Source organism: Leptothrix discophora (assembly GCF_030705305.1).
Taxonomy (GTDB): domain Bacteria; phylum Pseudomonadota; class Gammaproteobacteria; order Burkholderiales; family Burkholderiaceae_C; genus Sphaerotilus; species Sphaerotilus discophorus.
Map to the genome: position 1 here is coordinate 207,538 of NZ_JAUZEE010000006.1, position 18,296 is coordinate 225,833.

Below are 18,296 nucleotides of genomic sequence, written 5' to 3' on the forward strand. Positions count from 1 at the left end.
GACGATCCCATGAACCTGACCCTTCGACGCCTGCTCTGGCTGCCGCCCATCGTGATCAGCCTGCTGCTGGCCCTGGCCGCAGCCGTGGCCTGGACGATGACCAGCCGCGACGTCACGCAAGCCAACGAGGCCGTCGTCCAGCGCCAGCAACTGCTTGAGGCCAGCCTGCGCTGGGCCGGCCAGACCCAGGTCAATGCGGCCCGCACGATGGCGCTGCTGGTCAGCCGCGATGCCGAGCTGAACGCGACGCTGAAGGCCGAGATGAGCGCGACCAGCGCCGAGATCTCCACGCTGCAGAAGCAGCTCGAAGGCCTCAGCGACGAGGCCGAGGTCAAGGACGCGCTGGCCGACGTGGCCGCGCGCCGCAAGGACTACCTGGCCGCCCGCGACGCCGCCCAGGCCCGCAAGGCGGCCGAGGCCGGCATCGCTGCCCAGGCCCTGCGCGACATGGTCACGCCGGCGCTGAAGGCCTATGGCGAGGCGCAGCAGCGCATCGTCAAGCTCGAGTCCGACCTGACCGCCCGCCGCATGGCCGAATCGGGTGAGCTGCGCATGAAGACGCTGGTGGTGGCCTGCGGCGTGCTGGCGCTGATCGCCGCCTGCCTGCTGGCCGCCAGCGCGATGCTGGTCAGGAAGATCTGCGGCCCGATCGAATCGGTCTGCGCCCAGGCCGAACGCATGGGCGCCGGTGACCTGACGCAGCGCTTCGACACCACCCGCCAGGACGAGATCGGCGACCTGCAGCGCGCGCTGGCCGCCACGCAGGAGGCGCTCGGCCGCACGGTCTCGGAGGTGCGCGTGTCGGTCGACTCGATCCACACCGCCTCGCGCGAGGTGGCGGTCGGCAACCAGGACCTGTCGGGCCGCACCGAACAGACCGCGGGCAGCCTGCAGCAGACCGCCAGCTCGATGGAGCAGCTCAACGGCTCGGTGCGCCAGACGGCGGACGCCGCACGCACCGCCAACCAGCTCGCCAACTCGGCCGCCGAGGCCGCCCAGCGCGGCGGTTCGGTCGTGTCGCAGGTGGTGGCCAACATGGACGAGATCAACGCGTCCAGCCGCAAGATCGCCGAGATCATCGGCGTGATCGACGGCATCGCCTTCCAGACCAACATCCTGGCGCTGAACGCGGCGGTGGAAGCGGCGCGGGCCGGCGAACAGGGCCGCGGCTTCGCGGTCGTCGCCAGCGAGGTCCGCAGCCTGGCCGGCCGTTCGGCCGAGGCCGCCCGCGAGATCAAGAGCCTGATCGGCGCCAGCGTCGAGAAGGTCGACAGCGGCTCCCGCCTGGTCGGCGACGCCGGCTCGACCATGCAGGAGATCGTCGCCAGCGTGGCCCGGGTCAACGACATCATTGCCGAGATCACCGCGGCCACCAGCGAGCAGAGCAGCGAACTCGGCCAGATCAACGGCGCGGTGCTGCAACTCGACCAGATGACCCAGCAGAACGCCGCCCTGGTCGAACAGAGCAGCGCGGCGGCCGAGAGCCTGAACGAGCAGGCGCAGAGGTTGAATCAGGTGGTGCAGGTGTTTCGCACTCGGGAGGGTGCGCACGGCTGAGCGAATCGCTCGCGACGTCAACAACAAGGGCCGCGTCCTGCGAGGGATGCGGCCCTTGGTCATTCGGGGCGGGCCAGGGGGCGCCGACAGGTCTGCGCTCCTGTCAGGCAGCAGGTGTTCGATCTCACTCGGTGCCAGCGTTACCGGCCGTTGTGGTGAAACCGACCTGGCCACGGCCTCGTCTTGCCGGGGCGGGTTTAAGGCGAGCGCTTCCCGATATGGGGCACTTCCTGAAACCCACCGCCGTTTTTGAGCTGCGGTCTCATTCGGGCGCGTCGCGGCCTCCCGCGGCGGGCCCTTTGGCCTTCATGCGGGCCGTGCGGACGCACCTGTGCTCTTGACCAGTCAAGCCAACCTTCGTGCGTTCTAGGCCGCGCAGTGCAGCGTGATGGCCAGCGCGTTGGGCGACAGCGTCATCGCCCTCACGTACTTGCCGCCCTGCTGGGCAAGGCTGGCGAAGAAGTGTTCGACGCGCGAGCGCAGTCGATTGATCGTGCGGTTGCGCTGCTTCAACCGGGCCTTGGCCGTCTGTCCGGGCTTGGCCCGTCGCGCGATGCCGCTGGCGAGCCCATGCTGCATCAACACCTGCCGGTTGGTCGCGCTGTTGTAGCTTCGGTCAGCCAGCAGCCGATCTCGGGTGTTGGCCGCCTGCAGCACCTCGGGCAGTTGCTGGCCGTCGTCTGCGTTGTCCGGCGTGACCTTGAGCGTGCGGATGAGCTTGAAGCGCGGTGCTCGCACTGCTCGTCCGATGGGTTGTAGTGCCCCTGCAAGAACATCATGCGCGCCAGCACCTCTGTCGGGTACCGCGGGCGACCAACCTTCTTGCGTTCAGCCCGAGGGCAAGTCGTTTCCACCGCCGCAGCTATCGCGGTGAAGTCCACCAGAGCATCGATCGCCGCCAGTGTTTGCACGTAGCCCTCGAGCTTGGCCTTGCGCTGGCGTGCCAGGAACAGGTCGTCCAGCGCTTCTTCCGGGAAGTAGCTCGAAGGCTTGATGCGCGGGTTGATCATGCGCCTCATGGCGCCGGCTCATGGGCCCAGTGAACAGGGAGGTTTCGAGAAGCGCACCAATGCCTGACTCAACGTGACGATTGTGCTTTACCTAGTATTTGACCGAACTAGTTCGAGGTGCAACGATAGTTTCCCCACGCATCACGAAGGCATGTTCTTTGGGAGTTTCGCTCTTCCTGGTCCCGAGCACAAACATCAACAATTCCGCGCATGCATCTATCGCGATATTCCTGTATGGCGCGCTCTCGTTGCGCTTGTTGTTGCCAAACAAACGTTTCACGTTGCACGCATTCGGCAAACTTGTCAGTTCCCTCGGAAAAGCCAAATTGTCTACATTTGTTTCGCAGCGAAGCGATTACCGATTCTTGATATGCTTGTTGACGAGCAATCGCCTGCTGGGCTTCCCATTGTTGCTGACGACGCGCGTCCATTATGTCCTCTTCCGTGGCACAGCCTACAAGGTACGAGGCAGAGAGAATGATGAGACTGGTTAAACCGATTTTTCGCATGACAAACTCCGCCAGTGGTGAGCAGGGAAATCCGCATCGAAGCTTCAATAACGACCGTCAAAGTCGGCCTGGATGCCGGCCAAATCAGCCAGTTCTACAATAACCGATATGCATACTACCAGCAATTCGTGTGTTCTTTCAGGCTCCAGCCATCCAGCAGGCGCGTGCTTACCGCCATGAAAAAGATTGTTCCTGACCGCCTTCAGAAGGCAAATCATCTTCCACAAACTCGTTGATTCTAAAGGGAACGTTAGTTCTTCCCATTCGAGTCGATCGTCGGGAGATATAATCTGCCGCTTCGGCGAAGCCTTCAATAGGTGAATCGCTGAATCCGTGGGAGAGTACTGCGCAGAAAACTTCAGGGAAAAATCCCACCAGTTGACTTCGGCAATATTGCGATGGCCCCTGCGGACATACCCGTTCTCTTTTAGAGCAAATTCAAGCCTGGAGAACCGGTAGAAGAATTCGAACGCAATTCGCCTGAGTTCATCAGATACAGATAGTTCATGCACGCCCGAGAACCTTCTTGAAGATTTTCACCCACTCACTTTCGGTTATTTCGCACGGTGAGTCAAGTACTCGCGCAAACGTCCAATCCAAGCGTATTGAACCGCCCCGCCTTTAGAGGAAGCCCCTTCATTTGAGAACATGGAGCGATCATGAGGAAGTCGAAGTTTTCCCCCGAGGTGCGCGAGCGCGCGGTGCGCATGATGTTCGAGCACCGAGGCGAGCATGCGTCGCAGTGGGCCTGTATCGAGTCCATCGCCGGCACGATCGGCTGCACGGCGCAAAAGCTGTTGAACTGGGTCCAGCAGCATGAGCGTGACACGGGTCAGCGCGAGGGCCTGACCACCAGCGAGGCGCAGTATCTTTGGAGGCCTGACCAACTCACTCCTGCGCCCTCCTCAACGTCTCCGTCACCGGCCGCCTCAACACCTCCCGCAAGCTGTACCACCCCGCCGCCCCCGCCAGTGCGGCGCCGGCCAGGCCGCCGGCCGGAACGGTCCACCACGGTGCCTGCCAGCTGAAGTTGAAGGCGTACTTCGCCAGCGCCCAGCCGACCGCCAGGGCGGCGATGCTGGCCAGGGTGCCGGCCAGGGCGCCGGTGCCCAGCAGCTCGGCGCGCTGGACCTGGGCCAGCAGGGCCTGACGGGCGCCCATGGCGCGCATCAGGGCGTACTCGCGCTCGCGGGCCTCGCGGGTGGCGCTGACGGCGGCGAACAGGACCAGCAGGCCGGCGGCCAGCGTGAACAGGAACAGGAACTCGACCGCCGCGATGACCTGGTCGAGCACCTGCTGGACCTGGGCGATCTGGGCCGACACGTCGATCACCGTGAGGTTCGGAAACTGCCGCAGCAGCGCGCTGTCGAAGCTGCGGCCGTCGGGCGCGCGGAAGGCGGCGATGGTCGTGGCCGGCAGGTCGGGCATGGCGCCGAGCGGCGCTAGCACGAAGAAGTTGACGCGCATGGAGGTCCAGTCGACCTTGCGCAGGCTGGTGATGCGCCCGGCCATCGGCAGGCCGGCGACGTCGAAGCGCAGCCGGTCGCCGAGCTTCAGGCCCAGCGTCTCGGCCAGGCCCTGTTCGACGCTGAGCGCATCGGCCTCGTCCGGACGCCACTGGCCGGCGCTGACCTGGTTGTGCGAGGGCAGGGCGGCCGCATGGCTGAGGTTGAACTCGCGGTCGACCAGCCGGCGGGCGCGGTCGTCGCGGTAGTCCTCGACCTTGACCTCGCGATCGTTCACCGCGACCAGCCGGCCGCGGATCATCGGGTACCAGTCGTAGCGCACCACGCCAGCCTCGCGCAGCGCGGCCTGGAAGTCGTCGCCCTGCTCGGGCTGGATGTTGATGACGAAGCGGTTCGGCGCATCGGCCGGCGTGGCCGCACGCCAGCTGGCGATGAGGTCCGTGCGCAGCAGCACCAGCAGCACCAGCGCCATCAGGCCCAGCGCGAGCGAGCTGACCTGCAGCACGACCAGCGCCGGCCGGGCGCCGAGCTGACGGGTCGCCAGCGTCAGCCAGCGCGGCGCGGTGGCTTCGGGCACGAAGCGGCGCAGCGCCACCACGGCCAGCCAGGACAGGCCGGCGAACAGCGCCCAGGCTGCCGCGAAGCCGCCGATCGCGATGCCGCCGAGCTTCCAGTCGGCCGCCACCGCCAGCAGCAACGCCGCATAGCCGACCACGCCGGCGATCAGCACGACCGCGCTGGCGGCCTGGGTCTGGCCCAGCTCGCGGCGGATCACCCGCAGCGGCGGCACGCGGGCCAGCTGCAAGACGGGCGGCAAGCCGAAGGCGGCCAGCAGCACCAGGCCGACCAGCATGCCGAAGCCGGCCGGCCAGGCGCTCGGCGCGGGCAGCGAGGTGTTGACCAGCCCGCCCAGCAGCCAGACGAAGACCTGGTGCACCAGCAGGCCCAGCAGCACGCCGGCGATGCTGGCGGCCAGGCCGATCGTGCCGATCTCGATCGCGTAGATCGCGGCGATGCGACGCTGCGGCTGGCCCAGCACGCGCAGCATCGCGCAGCCATCGAGGTGGCGGGCCGCGAAGCCGCGGGCAGCGATGCCCACCGCGACGGCCGCCAGCAGCGCGGCCAGCACGGCCACCAGGCGCAGGAACTGGCCGGCGCGGTCGAGCGTCTGGCGCATCTCGGGCCGGGCGCTGTCGAGCGACTCGACCCGCGCGCCACGCACCTTGTCGCGCTCGATGCGGTCCTGGGCCCATTGCACATAGCCGCCCACCGCGCTGTCGCGGCCGCGGCCGTCGCGGGCGGCCACGGCCAGTCGCCAGGTGATGCGGCTGGCCGGCTGGACCAGGCCAGTGCCGGCCAGGTCGGCCTCGGCCATCAGCACGCGCGGCGCGAAGTTGATGAAGTCGGCGCCGCGGTCGGGCTCCTGCACGATGACCTGGGCGATGCGCAGCCGGGCGTCGCCCAGCAGCAGCGGGTCGCCGACCTTCAGGTCGAGCGCGTCCAGCACCGCCGCATCGACCCAGACCGTGCCGGCGGCCGGCCCGCCGGGCACGGTGCGGACCGGACCGTCGACCGCATCGGCCACCTGCAGCGCACCGCGCAGCGGATAGCCCGGTGCGACCGCCTTGAGCGACACCAGCCGGGCCGCGCCGCCTTGCGCCTCTTCCGCGCGGGCCATGCTCGGGAAGGCGGCGCTGCGGGCCGTCACCAGGCCCATCTCGGCGGCGCTGCGGGCGAAGCTGTCGGGCAGCGGCTGATCGCTGGCGACCACCGCGTCGCCGCCCAGCAGCGCCAGCGCGTCGCGCGCCATGCCCTGCTGGAGGCGGTCGGCGAAGAAGGCGACCGCGCACATCGAGGCCACCGCCAGCGCGACCGCCACAGCCATCAGCCGCAGCTCGCCGGCGCGCAGGTCCCGCAGCAGCTGGCGCATCGCCAGCAGCCACACCGAGGCGGGACGTCCAGCCTGTCGCGGGCGGACCTGGGGCACGGGCAGGGGCGTGGCGGGCGGCAGCGTGGAGCTCATGGGCGGGTCGGTCTCGGGACGATCGTGGGGGCCGGTTCCGGCAAGGGCTGCACGCTACACCAAGGCCGGTGACGGGCCGAACGCAGCATGCAAATGACCCGAATGACGCGCCCCGGACGGCATGCTGCAATCGCCTCACCATGAAGCACAGCCTCCCTCCGCTCTACGTGTCGCACGGCTCGCCGATGATCGCGCTCGAGACCTCGCCCGCCGCCCTGTTCCTGGACCGGCTCGGTCCCGCCGTCGAGGCCGCGTTCGGCCGGCCGAAGGCGGTGCTGGTGGTCTCGCCGCACTCGTCGACCCGCGAGACGATGCTGCTGGGCGGCCTGCGCCATGAGGCCATCCACGACTTCGGCGGCTTCCCGCAGGCGCTCTACGAGCAGCGCTACGACGCGCCCGGCGCACCCGCGCTGGCTGCCGAGATCGCACGCTCGCTGGCCGGCAGCGGCGTGGCCGCGCAATCGGTCGAGGCCAGCGGCCTGGACCACGGCATCTGGACGCTGATGAAGCGTGCCTGGCCCGGCGCCGACCTGCCGGTGCTGCCACTGACGCTGGTGCCCAACGCGTCGCCGGCGCGCCAGTTCGCGCTCGGCGAGGCGCTGTCGCGCTGGGCCGACGAGGGCGTGCTGATCATCGGCAGCGGCTCGCTGACCCACAACCTGCGGCGCTTCTTCAGCAGCCCGAACGCGCACGAAGGCAACCGGGAACTGCCGGTCTCGCCCGATGTCGCCGAGTTCCAGGAATGGGTCCGTGCGCGAGGCGCGGCGCGCGACTGGGAGGCGCTGATCGACTACCGCCGCCAGGCGCCACATGCGGCCCTGCAGCACCCGACCGACGAGCACTGGCTGCCGTACTACATCGCTGCCGGCGCGGGTGGCCGCGAGTCGCCGGCGGTGCGCATCCATGCCAGCGTCGACGCCGGCATGCTGGCGATGGACGCCTATGCCTTCGGGCCGCAGGCCGCCCGGCTGGCCGAGGCGCTCGGTGAGGCCTTGCCGGCCTGAGCCGGGCAGGTGATCCAGGCAGAGAACGGCGGCATGGCCGATCATCGCGGCCATGCTGACCGTCCATCACCTTGAAAACTCCCGCTCGCAGCGCGTCCTCTGGTTGCTCGAAGAGCTGGGCCTGCCCTACGAGGTGCGCCGCTACGCACGCGACCGCACCACGATGCTGGCACCGCCCGAGCTGCGCGCGGTGCATCCGCTGGGCAAGTCGCCCGTGCTGACCGATGTCGCGCCCGATGGCAGCACCCTCACGGTGGCCGAGACCGGCGCGATCGTCGAGTACCTGATCGAGCGCCACGGCGAGGGCCGCCTCAAGCCCGCGCCCGGCACGCCCGAGCTGCTGGCCTGGCGCTACTGGCTGCACTTCGCCGAGGGCTCGGCGATGACGCCGCTGCTGCTCAAGCTGGTGTTCGACCGCATCGCCACCGCGCCGATGCCCTTCTTCGCGCGGCCGATCGCCAAGGCCATCGCGGCCAAGACCGAAGAGGGCTTCTTCGGCCCCAACCTGCGCAGCCACGCCGCCTACATCGAGGCCGAGCTGACCCGCCAGCCCTGGTTCGCCGGGGCCGAGTTCAGCGCCGCCGACATCATGATGAGCTTCCCGCTCGAAGCCGCCGCGCACCGCGCCGGCCTGGGCGCCGACGGACGCCATCCGCATGCCCGGGCCTGGCTGGATCGCATCCACGCCCGGCCGGCCTACCGCCGCGCGCTGGAGCGGGGCGGGCCCTACGCCTACGCCTGACCCAGCCGGACGGCCCTCCGTTCAGGCCGGGTTGTCGATGTCGATGTGGGTGTGGTGCAGGCCGTGCAGCGCGGCGACGTGGGCGGCCAGCGCCTGCGCGCCGTAGCGCTCGGTCGCGTGGTGGCCGCAGGCGACGAAGGCCACGCCGGTCTCGCGCGCCAGGTGGGCCTGGGGCTCGGAGATCTCGCCGGTCAGGAACAGGTCGGCGCCGGCCGCGATGGCCGGCTCGAACCAGCCTTGCGCGCCGCCGGTGCACCAGGCCACGCGCCGGATCGGCCGGCCGTCGCCGGGGATGCAGGTCGGCGTGCGCTGAAGCCGCGCGCCGATGTCGGTGGCGAGGCCCGTCGCGTCGCGCGGCGCCGCGTCGCCGGGCGTGCCGATCCAGCCGAGGTCCTTGTCGCCAAACCGGCCATCGGCCTGCCAGCCCAGCACCCGGCCGAGCTGCGCGTTGTTGCCCAGTTCGGAGTGGGCGTCCAGCGGCAGGTGGTAGGCGTAGAGGTTGATGTCGCGGGCCAGCAGCGCGGCCAGGCGGCGCTTCATCCAGCCGGTCACGCGACCGTCCTGGCCGCGCCAGAACAGGCCGTGGTGGACCAGGATCGCGTCGGCCCCCGCATCGGCTGCAGCCTCGATCAACGCGAGGCTCGCGGTCACGCCGCTGACCAGGTGGCGGACCTCGGCGCGGCCCTCGACCTGCAGACCGTTCGGCCCATAATCGACGAAGCGGTCTGCTTGCAGCAGCGTGCCGAGGACTCCGGCAAGTTCATCCCGACCGATCACCACATTCGTTCTCCATGTTGATGCGCAGGCTCTGGCTGACATTCTCCCAGGCGGTCACGGTGGCCGTCGCCGTGGTCTTCGTGCTGGCCACGTTCAAGCCGGACTGGCTGCCGTCGGGTACATCGCCTGGCACGTCGTCCGGCGCGGCCGCGCCCAGCCTGCCCGGCGCCTTGCCGCAGGCGCTACCAGCCTCGGCGAACCTGCCCGCGTTGGCGGCCGAAGCCGGCGCCGATGCAGCTGTCCAGGGCTCGCCGAACAGCTTCGCGCGGGCCGCGCGGCGGGCCGCCCCGTCGGTCGTCAGCGTGGTCACGACCGGCGGCAGCCGGCAGGTCGACGAGGAGCCCGCCCCGCAGGGCACGGAGCCCTGGTTCCGGCGCTTCTTCGGCGACAAGGGCAACCCGGCGGTGCCGTCGACCGGCATGGGCTCGGCGGTGATCGTCTCGGCCGACGGCTACCTGCTGACCAACAACCACGTGATCGAGGGCGCCGGGCGCATCGAGGTCGTGCTCAACGATGGCCGGCGCTTGCAGGCCCGCACGGTCGGGGCCGATCCGGAGAGCGACCTGGCGGTGCTCAAGGTCGATGCCGAGGGCCTGCCGATGGTGAGCTTCGGCCAGTCCGACGTGCTGCAGGTGGGTGACGCGGTGCTGGCCATCGGCAACCCGTTCAACGTCGGGCAGACGGTGACCTCGGGCATCGTCAGCGCGCTGGGTCGCAGCGGGCTGGGCCTCAACACCTTCGAGAGCTTCATCCAGACCGATGCGGCCATCAACCCGGGCAACTCGGGCGGTGCGCTGGTCGACGTGGAGGGCCGCCTGCTGGGCATCAACACGGCCATCTACTCGCGCTCCGGCGGCAGCATGGGCATCGGCTTCGCGATCCCGGTGGCGACCGCACGCCAGGTCATGGACGGCCTGATCCGCAACGGCGTCGTCACGCGTGGCTGGATCGGCGTGCAGCCGCGCGACCTCACGCCCGAGCTGGCGCAGTCCATCCAGATCGCCGAGGACACGCGCGGCGTGCTGATCGTCGGCGTGCTCGACGATGGCCCGGCCGCCCAGGCTGGCGTGCGTCCGGGCGACGTGGTGCAGCAGGTCGGCGGGCATGTGGTGGCCAGCACCGCCCAGTTGCTCAACGAGGTGGCAGCCCTGCCGCCGCAGAGCCGCGCCAACCTGAGGCTGTTGCGCGCCGGCCGTGAGATCGACGTGCAGGTGAAGGTGGCACAACGACCGCGTCAGCGGCCTTCGGCGACCGACGGGAAGTGAGTCAGGACGCCGCGCCGTCCGCCCCTTCCGGCGCCTTGGTGTGCTTGATGAAGACCTGTGCCGCGTAGATGCCGATCTCGTAGAGCAGGCCCATCGGCAGCAGCAGCGCCACCATCGAGACCGCGTCCGGCGGCGTCACCAGGCCGGCGACGGCGGCGGCGGCGACCCAGAAATAGCGGCGGAAGTCGCGCAGCTGCTGGATCGTCACGATGCCCAGGCGGGCGAGGATGACGACCGCCACCGGCACCTCGAAGGCCACGCCGAAGGCGAGGAACATCGTGATGACGAAGTCTAGGTAGGCCTCGATGTCCGGACTGACCGCGACCGACTGCGGCGCCATCGACTGGATCGCCGGGAAGGCCTGGCCGAACACGAAGAAGTAGCAGAAGGCGACGCCGGTGTAGAACAGCAGCGTGCTGGTCACCACCAGCGGCAGGATCAGGCGCTGCTCGTGCTTGTAGAGGCCCGGCGCGACGAAGGCCCAGACCTGGAACAGCACCCAGGGCAGCGCCACCCCGAAGGCCGCCAGCGCGGTCACCTTGATCGGGATCAGGAAGGGCGAGACGACGCCCACCGCGATCATCTTGGAGCCCTGCGGCAGGGCGGCCACCAGCGGATGCGCCAGCAGGTCGTAGAGCTGCGACGGGCCGGGAAAGAAGGCCAGCAGCGCGAAGATCGCGCCGACGCCGTAGACGGCCTTGAGCAGGCGGTCGCGCAGCTCGATCAGGTGACTGACGAAGGGCTGCTCGGTGCCGGCGAGTTCGTCTTGGGAGTTGGGGGTCTGGCTCACGGGCGACGGCGCTGCAGCGCGTTCAGGAGGGGTGGAAATCCGCAGGGCGCCGGCCGGATCGGCGCAGCGTCCTGCGGCTGGGGCGCGAGGCTCAGCCGAGCCGGCGCGGCCGATGGCGCATCACGCGCGCCGCGCCCGACTGCACATGGCGGCGCACGCCTTCGCGCTGCTTGTACCACTGGGGCGTGGCACCGACCTTCAGGCGCCATTTCTTGCCCGGATGGCGGTACTCCGGCGGCGGGGGCTCCCAGCCGGTGCCGCTGGCGTAGGGATCGCTCGACGAGGTGTAGGACGTGTCCGCGCCGTCCAGCGCCGAGCCGATCTCGTTGACGCTGTCGTTGACGCTGCGGTCGATGTCGCGCGCGGCATCGTCGAACTGCGCCTTCATCTTGTTGAGTTCTTCGATCTCGATCGAGCGGTTGACCTCGGCCTTGACGTCCGAGACATAACGCTGCGCCCGGCCGAGCAGCGTGCCGGCCATGCGGGCGACCTTGGGCAGGCGTTCCGGGCCGATCACGACCAGCGCGATGCCGCCGACGATCAGCAGCTTGGTGACACCGATGTCGAACATGGATCAGTCCGTGCAGAAGCGACACGGCCGCGCCTGGGCGGTCGTCGTGACCGTCCGGCCGCGGCCGGTGGAAAGGCGTGCGCGAGCCGCGAAGGTCACTTGACCTTGGCTTCGACGTCGACGGTCTGGGCGTCGGCGGCGCGCTTCTCGGTCGTCACCTGGGCCGAAGGTGCGGCGGCGGCTGCGGCAGCGTCGGCCGCGACCTTGTCGCTGTCCTTCATGCCGTCCTTGAAGCCCTTCACCGCGCCGCCGAGGTCGGAGCCGATGTTCTTGAGCTTCTTGGTGCCGAAGATCAGCACGATGATGACGAGGAAGATGATCAGGTGGGTGGTGGACAGGCCCATGGTGTCGCTCCGGAAGGTCGTTTCAGTTCGAAAAAGATTCTAGACGTGGGCCCCAGGGCCCCTCGTGTCAGATGCCATCGCGGCTCAGGGGTTCAACCGCGTTTCGGGTTCAACCGTGTTTCCACGGTCGCGGGCCGCCCATCACGTGCAGGTGCAGGTGATGGACTTCCTGGCCGCCATCGTGACCGGTGTTGATGACGACCCGGAATCCGTTGTTCGCGCCTTGTTCGCGGGCCAGCTTCGGGGCCAGCGCGAGCATGCGGCCCAGCAGCGGGGCGTGGCTGTCGTCGGCATCGGCCAGGCTGGCGACGTGGACCTTCGGGATCACCAGCAGGTGGACCGGCGCGGCCGGGTGGATGTCCTTGAAGACCAGCAGCTCGTCGTCCTCGTGGACCTTGGCCGACGGGATCTGACCGGTGGCGATCTTGCAGAACAGGCAGTTCGGGTCGTGGCTCATGGCGGATGGGAAGCTCGAAGCGCGGGAGTGGGTGGAAGGTTCCGGGCCGGCTCAGCCCTGCGGCGGCTGGCTGCGCTGGGCGAATTCCTGCAGGCCGGACAGGCCCTCGCGGCGGCGAAGTTCGGCCAGCACGTCGTCGGGCCCGAGGTCGAACTGCGACAGCACGATCAGGCTGTGGAACCACAGGTCGGCCATCTCGTAGACGACCTGCTCGCGGTCACCGTCCTTGGCGGCGATGACGACCTCGGTGGCCTCCTCGCCGACCTTCTTGAGCATGCTGTCCAGGCCCTTGTGGACCAGCTTGGCGACGTAGCTCTTGCCCGGATCGGCGGCCCGGCGCTGGGCGATCACGGCGGCCAGGGCGCGCAGCGTGTCGGCGCTGTCGGGGAGGTGGGTGAGGTGGGGTGCGGCGGGGTTCGTCATGCGCGGTAGATGGTGGCCGGATCCTTGATCACCGGCTCGACGCTGACCCACTGGTCGCCGTCGAGGCGCTGGTAGAAGCAGGAGTGGCGGCCGGTGTGGCAGGCGATGCCGGGTTCGTGGCCGAGCTGCTCGACGCGCAGCAGCACGACGTCGTTGTCGCAGTCCAGGCGGATCTCGCGGACCGTCTGCACATGGCCCGACTCCTCGCCCTTGTGCCAGAGCTTGCCGCGCGAGCGGCTCCAGTAGACGGCCACGCCGCGTTCGACGGTCAGGGCCAGGGCCTCGCGGTTCATCCAGGCGAACATCAGCACGTCGTTGCTGTGCCATTCCTGGGCGATCACGGGCACCAGGCCGTCGGCGGTCCAGGTGATGTTGTCGAGCCAAGGTGTGGGGAGAAGCATGGGTTCAGTGTAGCAATCGACCCATCACGCAAGTCCCGTGCGAGGGCATCGACAATGGCCGCACCGACCCCTTCAGGACGCCCTTCACGCCATGCCATCCGCCGCCGCCCTGCGCACCGACCTGCCGCTGCTCGTCTCGATGGGCGACCCCTGCGGCATCGGCCCCGAGACCCTCGTCGCGGCGGCGATGCGCGGCGAGCTGGACGATGCGGTGGTGGTCGGCGATCCGGCCGTGCTGCAGCGCGCCGCCGGCTTCGTGCGGCGCGCGCCGCGTGCGGCGGGACGGGACACGCCAGACGACGGTCCGCGCCTGCCGATCGCCGTGGTCGGGGCAGTGGCCGATGCGCGCGACCTGCCGCCCGGCGTGCTGGCGGTCTGGCCGCTGCGGGACGGTCCGGCCGTGCTGGCGGCGCTGCCAATCGGACAGGTCCATGCCGATGCCGGCCGTGCTGCCGCGCAGGCGGTGCGCCAGGCCGCCCGCGCGGTCCAGGCCGGGCAGGGCGCCGCGCTGGTCACCGCGCCGCTGCACAAGGAGGCGCTGGCCGCTGCCGGCGAGCACCATCCCGGTCACACCGAGCTGCTGGCCGAACTGGCCGGCGCACCGGGCGCACCGGCCGACGTCCGCATGATGCTGGCCAACGACCAGCTCAAGACCGTGCTGGTGACGGTCCACTGCGCGCTGCGCGAGGCGATCGACCGGGTCACCTTCGATGCCGTGCGGGACACGCTGCGCATCGCCCACCGCAGCGCGGCGGCCTGGGGCCAGCCGCGGCCGCGCATCGCGGTGGCCGGCCTGAACCCGCATGCCGGCGAGGGCGGGCTGTTCGGCCGCGAGGAGATCGAGACCATCGCCCCGGCCATCGCTGCCGCGCGTGCCGAAGGCATCGACGCCAGCGGCCCGCATGCGCCCGACACCGTCTTCATGCGGGCCCGCCAGGGCGAGTTCGACCTGGTGCTGGCGATGTACCACGACCAGGGCCTGATCCCGGTCAAGTACCTCGGGCTGGACGAAGGTGTCAACGTCACGCTGGGCCTGCCCTTCGTGCGCACCAGCCCGGACCACGGCACCGCCTTCGACATCGCCGGACGTGGCGTGGCCGATCCGGCCAGCCTGATCGCCGCACTGCGCATGGCGCGCCGGCTGATCGCCGGCCGCTGAACCAGGTCCTCGCTCAGCCCCAAAGGGGGAGCGACGACGTATCTGTCGGCGAGGGCCTCACAGGTATGACAAGGCGATGCCGGCGAACACCGCGAAGCCCAGCCAGTGGTTGGCGCGGAAGGCGCGGAAGCAGCCGTCGCGGCTGCGCTCGCGGATCAGCCGGTGGTGCCAGGCGGCCTGGCCGGCGGCCACCGCCAGCCCCGCCAGGTAGACCGCGCCCAGGCCCTGCGACAGGCCCATCCCGCCCCAGCTCGCCAGGTAGACGGCGTAGAAGGCCATGACGCCGGACACGTCGTGGCGGCCGAGCGTGATGGCCGAGGTCTGGATGCCGATGCGCAGGTCGTCGTCGCGGTCGACCATGGCGTATTCGGTGTCATAGGCCAGCACCCAGAACAGGTTGCCCAGCAGCAGGCCCCAGGCCAGCGGCGGGATCTCGCCGCGCACGGCGGCGTAGGCCATCGGGATGCCGAAGCTGAAGGCCACGCCCAGCACCGCCTGCGGCATCGAGACGTGGCGCTTGGCGTAGGGGTAGACCAGCGCGACGGCCAGCGCCGCGAAGGACCAGGCGATGGTGACGGCGTTGGTCGTCAGCACCAGGCCGAAGGCGAGCAGGGCCAGCACCGCGCCGACCGCCAGCGCCTCGCGCACCGACACCGCGCCGCGCGTGACCGGCCGCTGCGCGGTGCGCTTGACGTGGCGGTCGAACTCGCGGTCCGCGACGTCGTTGATGCAGCAACCGGCGCTGCGCATCAGCACCGTGCCGAGCGTGAACACCGTCAGCAGGTGCCAGCCGGGGAAGCCGCCGGCGGCCAGCCACAGCGCGGCCAGCGTCGGCCACAGCAGCAGCAGCCAGCCGGCCGGCCGGTTCCAGCGGATCAGGTCGAGGTACAGCGACAGGCGCGAGGCGGGCGGTGCGGTCAGGTCCATGGCGGGAAATTATCGGCCGGCCGGCCCGGCCGATCGGTCCGGCCTGCGCCCGTCATGCCGTTTCGCCGGTGCTTCCGCTGCGCCCGTACAGCCGCGGCGCCCGTACTGCCACGTCGCCGATTCAGCCCAGCGACATCGGCGCGGTCACCCGGCCGACGCCGTCCGGGCCGCTGGCGGGGCTGCCGATGACCGCCGCGGCCGGCAGGCCCTGGGCCTGCAGCGGCAGGCTGTCCTTCCAGGCGATGGGCATCGCGTCGGTCACGCCGGGCTGGAAGCTGGGCGGCACCACCGGACGCTGGTCGCGCCAGTTGCGCAGGAAGTTGCGGATCTCCTCGGCCGGCATCGGCCGGGCGGCCAGGAAGCCCTGGATCTGGTCGCAGCCCTCGTCGCCGAGCACCAGCACCTGGGCCGGTTCCTCGACGCCCTCGGCGACGGTCGCCATGCGCAGCGACTTGGCCAGCGCGACGATGTTGCGCACGATCGCGCGGGCGTCCCGGCTGACCAGCAGCTCGCGCACGAAGGCCCGGTCGATCTTGAGCGTGTCGAAGGGGAAGCGGCGCAGGTAGGCCAGCGACGAATAGCCGGTGCCGAAGTCGTCCAGCGCGATGCGCACGCCCAGGTCGTGCAGCCCGCGCAGCTGCTGCACGGTGCTGCGGTTCTCCTGGATGAAGACCGATTCGGTGATCTCCAGTTCGAGCCGGTGGGCCGCCAGGCCGGTGGTCTTGAGCGTGGACTCGACCAGGCTGACGATGTTCTGCGCCATCAGCTGGACCGGCGACAGGTTGACCGCCAGCGACAGCTCGGCCGGCCAGCGCGCGGCGCAGCGGCAAGCCTCCTGCAGCGCCCATTCGCCCAGCGTCGTGATCAGGCCGCAGTCCTCGGCGATCGGGATGAACTCGACCGGCGGGATGTTGCCGTGCACCGGATGACGCCAGCGCATCAGCGCCTCGAAGCCGGTGACGCGCCAGCCCTTGAGCTCGATCTTGGGCTGGAAGGCGAGCGAGAGCTGGCCCTGCTCGATCGCGTCACGCAGGTCGCGTTCCATGATCTGGCGCCGCCGCACCTGCTCGCCCAGGCGCTGGACGTAGAAGCGGGCGGTGCCCGGCGCATGCGACTTGGCGTCGTAGAGCGCCAGGTCGGCGTTCTGCAGCAGCTCATCGACCGCCAGGCCGTCGGCCGGGTAGCGCGAGATGCCGATGCTCATGCGCACCGGCAGCTGGGCGGCCTGCGCCGACACCGGCTCGGCCAGCGCGTCGAGCAGGCGCTGGGTCAGCTCGGCGATCGATGCGGTCTCGGTCAGGCCCTCGATCAGCACGGCGAACTCGTCGCCGCCGAGGCGCGCGACCACCGCCTCGCGCGGCAGGCAGTGGCGCAGGCGCTGGCCGACCTCGGCCAGCAGCGCGTCGCCGGCCGGGTGGCCGAAGGTGTCGTTGATGGTCTTGAAGTTGTCCAGGTCCATGCACAGGACGGCACCACCCTGTGTTCCCCGGCCGCCGGCGCTGCCGGGCCGCAGCCGCTGGATCGACGCCTCCAGCAGGACCCGGAAATGGGCCCGGTTGGTCAGCCCGGTGAGGGTATCGAAATGGGCCAGCCAGGACAGCCGGCGGTCGGCCAGGCGGGCCTGCGTGACGTCGCGGGCAACCCCTCGCCAGCCCATCGCGGTGCCGTCCTCGTCGGTCAGCGGCTTGGCGGTCAGCGACCACCAGCAGGCCTGGCCGCGGATCATCAGCGGCACCAGCAGGTCGCGGAACGGCCGGCCTTCGGTCAGGCAGCGTTGCAGCAGGCCGCGCGATTCGCGCTCGCCGTCGGGCAGGTCGCGCTGCAGCTGCTGGATCACCGCCAGCAGCGGCCGGCGGTTGAGTTCGCTCGTCGGCAGGCCGATCGCGCCGGCCAGGCGACGCGTGACGCGCTGCAGGCGGCCGGCGGCGTCGATCTCCCACAGCACATCGGCGCCCTGGTCCTCGAAGTCGCGCAGCAGCAGGCTGATCAGCTCGCCCTGCTGCTGTGACAGGTGCTCGGCGCGCACGCGGGCCGCCAGGCTCTGCGCGGTCCAGCGCACCGCGCTGGCCAGCACGGCGATGCAGCCGCCCCACAGCAGCAGGCCGATGCCGTCGAATGCGCCGGGATAGAGGCCCTGGGTCACCAGCAGCGCCGCGCTCAGGCCGCCCAGGAAGGCGTAGGCGGCATTCGGCACGCTGGCCAGCGTCACCGAACCGATGGCGCACAGGCCGATCAGCCCGGCCGTGACCAGGCTGCGGTCGCCGCCGGACTGCGCCAGCATCCAGCCCGGCATCAGTCCCCAGACCACGCCGAACAGGCCGGCGCCGGCGGTCAGGCGACGCAACAGCGGCGCGCCGACCTTGCGGCGTGGCTCGCGGCGTCCGTTCCACCAGAACTGCGCCAGCGCCAGCTCCATGGCCGTCACCAGCAGGGCCCAGAGCCAGACGCTCGGATCGATCGCCGCACGCGGCCCGAAGGCGGCCAGCAGCAGCGTGATCACCAGGCTGGCGCCGAGGGCGGCCGGCAGGTGGCGCTGCAGCGCGTCGGCCTGGCGCAGGCGCATCAGGTCGGCGCTGGCGCGCTGGTCGGCATCGGGACGCGGCGATCTCGGCGGTCGGTCGTCCGCCCGGCGGGTCTGGCGACGTCGCTCGGAGGCGGCCGGGCGCGACGCCGGTCCGGCGGCGCGGCTGGACGAGGGACGGGGCGGCGGGCGGGACGCGGGGGACGTGGGCGTGGGCTCTGGCATGCGGTCTCGACGCCGCCAGGGAGAGCGGTCGGTCGTGATCGCTGTTTCGGCCGCCCGATCCGGCACTTGAGGCCCGGTTCTGCCGACTCCGGCGCGGGCGTGATGCCTTGCCGGTTGGTGCGCTC

17 protein-coding genes and 2 pseudogenes are annotated in these 18,296 nt (G+C 70.3%); 6 read left to right on the forward strand and 13 right to left on the reverse strand.

Annotation, left to right across the window (positions count from 1 at the left end):
- The first annotated feature begins 9 nt into the window (after positions 1-9).
- A complete protein-coding gene (locus tag Q8X39_RS12930; RefSeq protein ID WP_305750095.1) occupies positions 10-1,557 on the forward strand; it encodes a methyl-accepting chemotaxis protein in 1,548 nt (515 codons plus the stop codon).
- A gap of 366 nt (positions 1,558-1,923) precedes the next feature.
- Here Q8X39_RS12930 and Q8X39_RS12935 read toward each other — a convergent pair whose 3' ends face one another.
- From Q8X39_RS12935 to Q8X39_RS12940, 3 genes and pseudogenes are all read right to left on the reverse strand, one after another.
- Positions 1,924-2,295, reverse strand: coding sequence for a transposase (locus Q8X39_RS12935; protein WP_305750096.1), 372 nt, complete (start codon positions 2,293-2,295; stop codon positions 1,924-1,926).
- Between the two features lie 35 nt (positions 2,296-2,330).
- A pseudogene (locus Q8X39_RS20530) lies at positions 2,331-2,576 on the reverse strand (IS5 family transposase); the annotation flags it as partial.
- A gap of 544 nt (positions 2,577-3,120) precedes the next feature.
- Positions 3,121-3,588 carry a hypothetical protein gene (locus Q8X39_RS12940; protein WP_305750097.1) on the reverse strand — a complete coding sequence of 156 codons (468 nt, stop codon included), beginning with the start codon at positions 3,586-3,588 and terminating at the stop codon, positions 3,121-3,123.
- 147 nt (positions 3,589-3,735) lie between these two features.
- Here Q8X39_RS12940 and Q8X39_RS12945 point away from each other — a divergent pair.
- Positions 3,736-3,942: pseudogene (locus Q8X39_RS12945) on the forward strand (IS3 family transposase); the annotation flags it as partial.
- Between the two features lie 22 nt (positions 3,943-3,964).
- On the opposite strand, the gene Q8X39_RS12950 reads toward Q8X39_RS12945, so the two are convergent.
- Complete coding sequence (locus Q8X39_RS12950; protein WP_305750190.1) at positions 3,965-6,472, reverse strand: ABC transporter permease; 2,508 nt, start codon at positions 6,470-6,472, stop codon at positions 3,965-3,967.
- A gap of 233 nt (positions 6,473-6,705) precedes the next feature.
- Here Q8X39_RS12950 and Q8X39_RS12955 point away from each other — a divergent pair, with 233 nt between their 5' ends.
- Both Q8X39_RS12955 and Q8X39_RS12960 read left to right on the forward strand, forming a co-directional pair.
- Positions 6,706-7,569, forward strand: a complete 864-nt coding sequence (locus Q8X39_RS12955) for a dioxygenase family protein (protein ID WP_305750098.1) — start codon at positions 6,706-6,708, stop codon at positions 7,567-7,569.
- A 52-nt stretch (positions 7,570-7,621) separates the two neighbouring features.
- A complete protein-coding gene (locus Q8X39_RS12960) occupies positions 7,622-8,311 on the forward strand; it encodes a glutathione S-transferase (RefSeq protein WP_305750099.1) in 690 nt (229 codons plus the stop codon).
- Between the two features lie 21 nt (positions 8,312-8,332).
- Here the strand turns inward: Q8X39_RS12960 and Q8X39_RS12965 are convergent, their stop codons facing one another.
- Positions 8,333-9,088, reverse strand: coding sequence for a Nif3-like dinuclear metal center hexameric protein (locus Q8X39_RS12965; protein ID WP_305750100.1), 756 nt, complete (start codon positions 9,086-9,088; stop codon positions 8,333-8,335).
- Positions 9,089-9,108: 20 nt separating this feature from the next.
- Between Q8X39_RS12965 and Q8X39_RS12970 the strand changes: the two genes are divergently transcribed.
- The gene (locus Q8X39_RS12970; protein WP_305750191.1) at positions 9,109-10,353 is read left to right on the forward strand and encodes a S1C family serine protease; all 1,245 of its coding nucleotides are present in this window, start codon (positions 9,109-9,111) and stop codon (positions 10,351-10,353) included.
- A gap of 1 nt (position 10,354) precedes the next feature.
- On the opposite strand, the gene tatC is transcribed toward Q8X39_RS12970, so the two are convergent.
- The 6 genes from tatC to hisI all read right to left on the reverse strand — a co-directional run bounded on the left by tatC (position 10,355) and on the right by hisI (position 13,339).
- Positions 10,355-11,143 carry a twin-arginine translocase subunit TatC gene (tatC, locus tag Q8X39_RS12975; RefSeq protein WP_305750101.1) on the reverse strand — a complete coding sequence of 263 codons (789 nt, stop codon included), beginning with the start codon at positions 11,141-11,143 and terminating at the stop codon, positions 10,355-10,357.
- A gap of 91 nt (positions 11,144-11,234) precedes the next feature.
- Positions 11,235-11,714, reverse strand: a complete 480-nt coding sequence (gene tatB / locus Q8X39_RS12980; protein ID WP_305750102.1) for a Sec-independent protein translocase protein TatB — start codon at positions 11,712-11,714, stop codon at positions 11,235-11,237.
- Positions 11,715-11,809: 95 nt separating this feature from the next.
- A complete protein-coding gene (tatA, locus tag Q8X39_RS12985; protein ID WP_305750103.1) occupies positions 11,810-12,058 on the reverse strand; it encodes a Sec-independent protein translocase subunit TatA in 249 nt (82 codons plus the stop codon).
- Positions 12,059-12,167: 109 nt separating this feature from the next.
- Positions 12,168-12,515 (reverse strand): histidine triad nucleotide-binding protein, encoded by a 348-nt coding sequence (locus Q8X39_RS12990; RefSeq protein WP_305750104.1) that lies wholly within the window; start codon positions 12,513-12,515, stop codon positions 12,168-12,170.
- A 51-nt stretch (positions 12,516-12,566) separates the two neighbouring features.
- On the reverse strand, positions 12,567-12,938 hold the full coding sequence (locus tag Q8X39_RS12995; RefSeq protein ID WP_305750105.1) for a phosphoribosyl-ATP diphosphatase: 372 nt from the start codon (positions 12,936-12,938) through the stop codon (positions 12,567-12,569).
- A complete protein-coding gene (gene hisI / locus Q8X39_RS13000) occupies positions 12,935-13,339 on the reverse strand; it encodes a phosphoribosyl-AMP cyclohydrolase (protein WP_305750106.1) in 405 nt (134 codons plus the stop codon). Before hisI ends, Q8X39_RS12995 begins: the two co-directional genes overlap by 4 nt.
- Before the next feature lie 91 nt (positions 13,340-13,430).
- On the opposite strand from hisI, the gene pdxA reads away from it, so the two are divergent.
- Positions 13,431-14,498, forward strand: coding sequence for a 4-hydroxythreonine-4-phosphate dehydrogenase PdxA (gene pdxA, locus Q8X39_RS13005; RefSeq protein ID WP_305750107.1), 1,068 nt, complete (start codon positions 13,431-13,433; stop codon positions 14,496-14,498).
- A 57-nt stretch (positions 14,499-14,555) separates the two neighbouring features.
- On the opposite strand, the gene ubiA is transcribed toward pdxA, so the two are convergent.
- Complete coding sequence (ubiA, locus tag Q8X39_RS13010) at positions 14,556-15,425, reverse strand: 4-hydroxybenzoate octaprenyltransferase (protein ID WP_305750108.1); 870 nt, start codon at positions 15,423-15,425, stop codon at positions 14,556-14,558.
- Between the two features lie 121 nt (positions 15,426-15,546).
- Positions 15,547-18,171: a putative bifunctional diguanylate cyclase/phosphodiesterase gene (locus Q8X39_RS13015; protein ID WP_305750109.1), complete on the reverse strand. Its 2,625-nt coding sequence runs from the start codon at positions 18,169-18,171 to the stop codon at positions 15,547-15,549.
- Between the last annotated feature and the right edge of the window lie 125 nt (positions 18,172-18,296).

Coding starts and splice junctions, on each gene's coding strand:
- Q8X39_RS12930 (WP_305750095.1), top strand. CDS start 10: ATGAACCTGACCCTTCGACGCCTGCTCTGGCTGCCGCCCATCGTGATC.
- Q8X39_RS12950 (WP_305750190.1), bottom strand. CDS start 6,472: ATGCGCCAGCTGCTGCGGGACCTGCGCGCCGGCGAGCTGCGGCTGATG.
- Q8X39_RS12955 (WP_305750098.1), top strand. CDS start 6,706: ATGAAGCACAGCCTCCCTCCGCTCTACGTGTCGCACGGCTCGCCGATG.
- Q8X39_RS12960 (WP_305750099.1), top strand. CDS start 7,622: ATGCTGACCGTCCATCACCTTGAAAACTCCCGCTCGCAGCGCGTCCTC.
- Q8X39_RS12970 (WP_305750191.1), top strand. CDS start 9,109: ATGCGCAGGCTCTGGCTGACATTCTCCCAGGCGGTCACGGTGGCCGTC.
- tatB (WP_305750102.1), bottom strand. CDS start 11,714: ATGTTCGACATCGGTGTCACCAAGCTGCTGATCGTCGGCGGCATCGCG.
- tatA (WP_305750103.1), bottom strand. CDS start 12,058: ATGGGCCTGTCCACCACCCACCTGATCATCTTCCTCGTCATCATCGTG.
- Q8X39_RS12990 (WP_305750104.1), bottom strand. CDS start 12,515: ATGAGCCACGACCCGAACTGCCTGTTCTGCAAGATCGCCACCGGTCAG.
- Q8X39_RS12995 (WP_305750105.1), bottom strand. CDS start 12,938: ATGACGAACCCCGCCGCACCCCACCTCACCCACCTCCCCGACAGCGCC.
- hisI (WP_305750106.1), bottom strand. CDS start 13,339: ATGCTTCTCCCCACACCTTGGCTCGACAACATCACCTGGACCGCCGAC.
- pdxA (WP_305750107.1), top strand. CDS start 13,431: ATGCCATCCGCCGCCGCCCTGCGCACCGACCTGCCGCTGCTCGTCTCG.
- ubiA (WP_305750108.1), bottom strand. CDS start 15,425: ATGGACCTGACCGCACCGCCCGCCTCGCGCCTGTCGCTGTACCTCGAC.
- Q8X39_RS13015 (WP_305750109.1), bottom strand. CDS start 18,171: ATGCCAGAGCCCACGCCCACGTCCCCCGCGTCCCGCCCGCCGCCCCGT.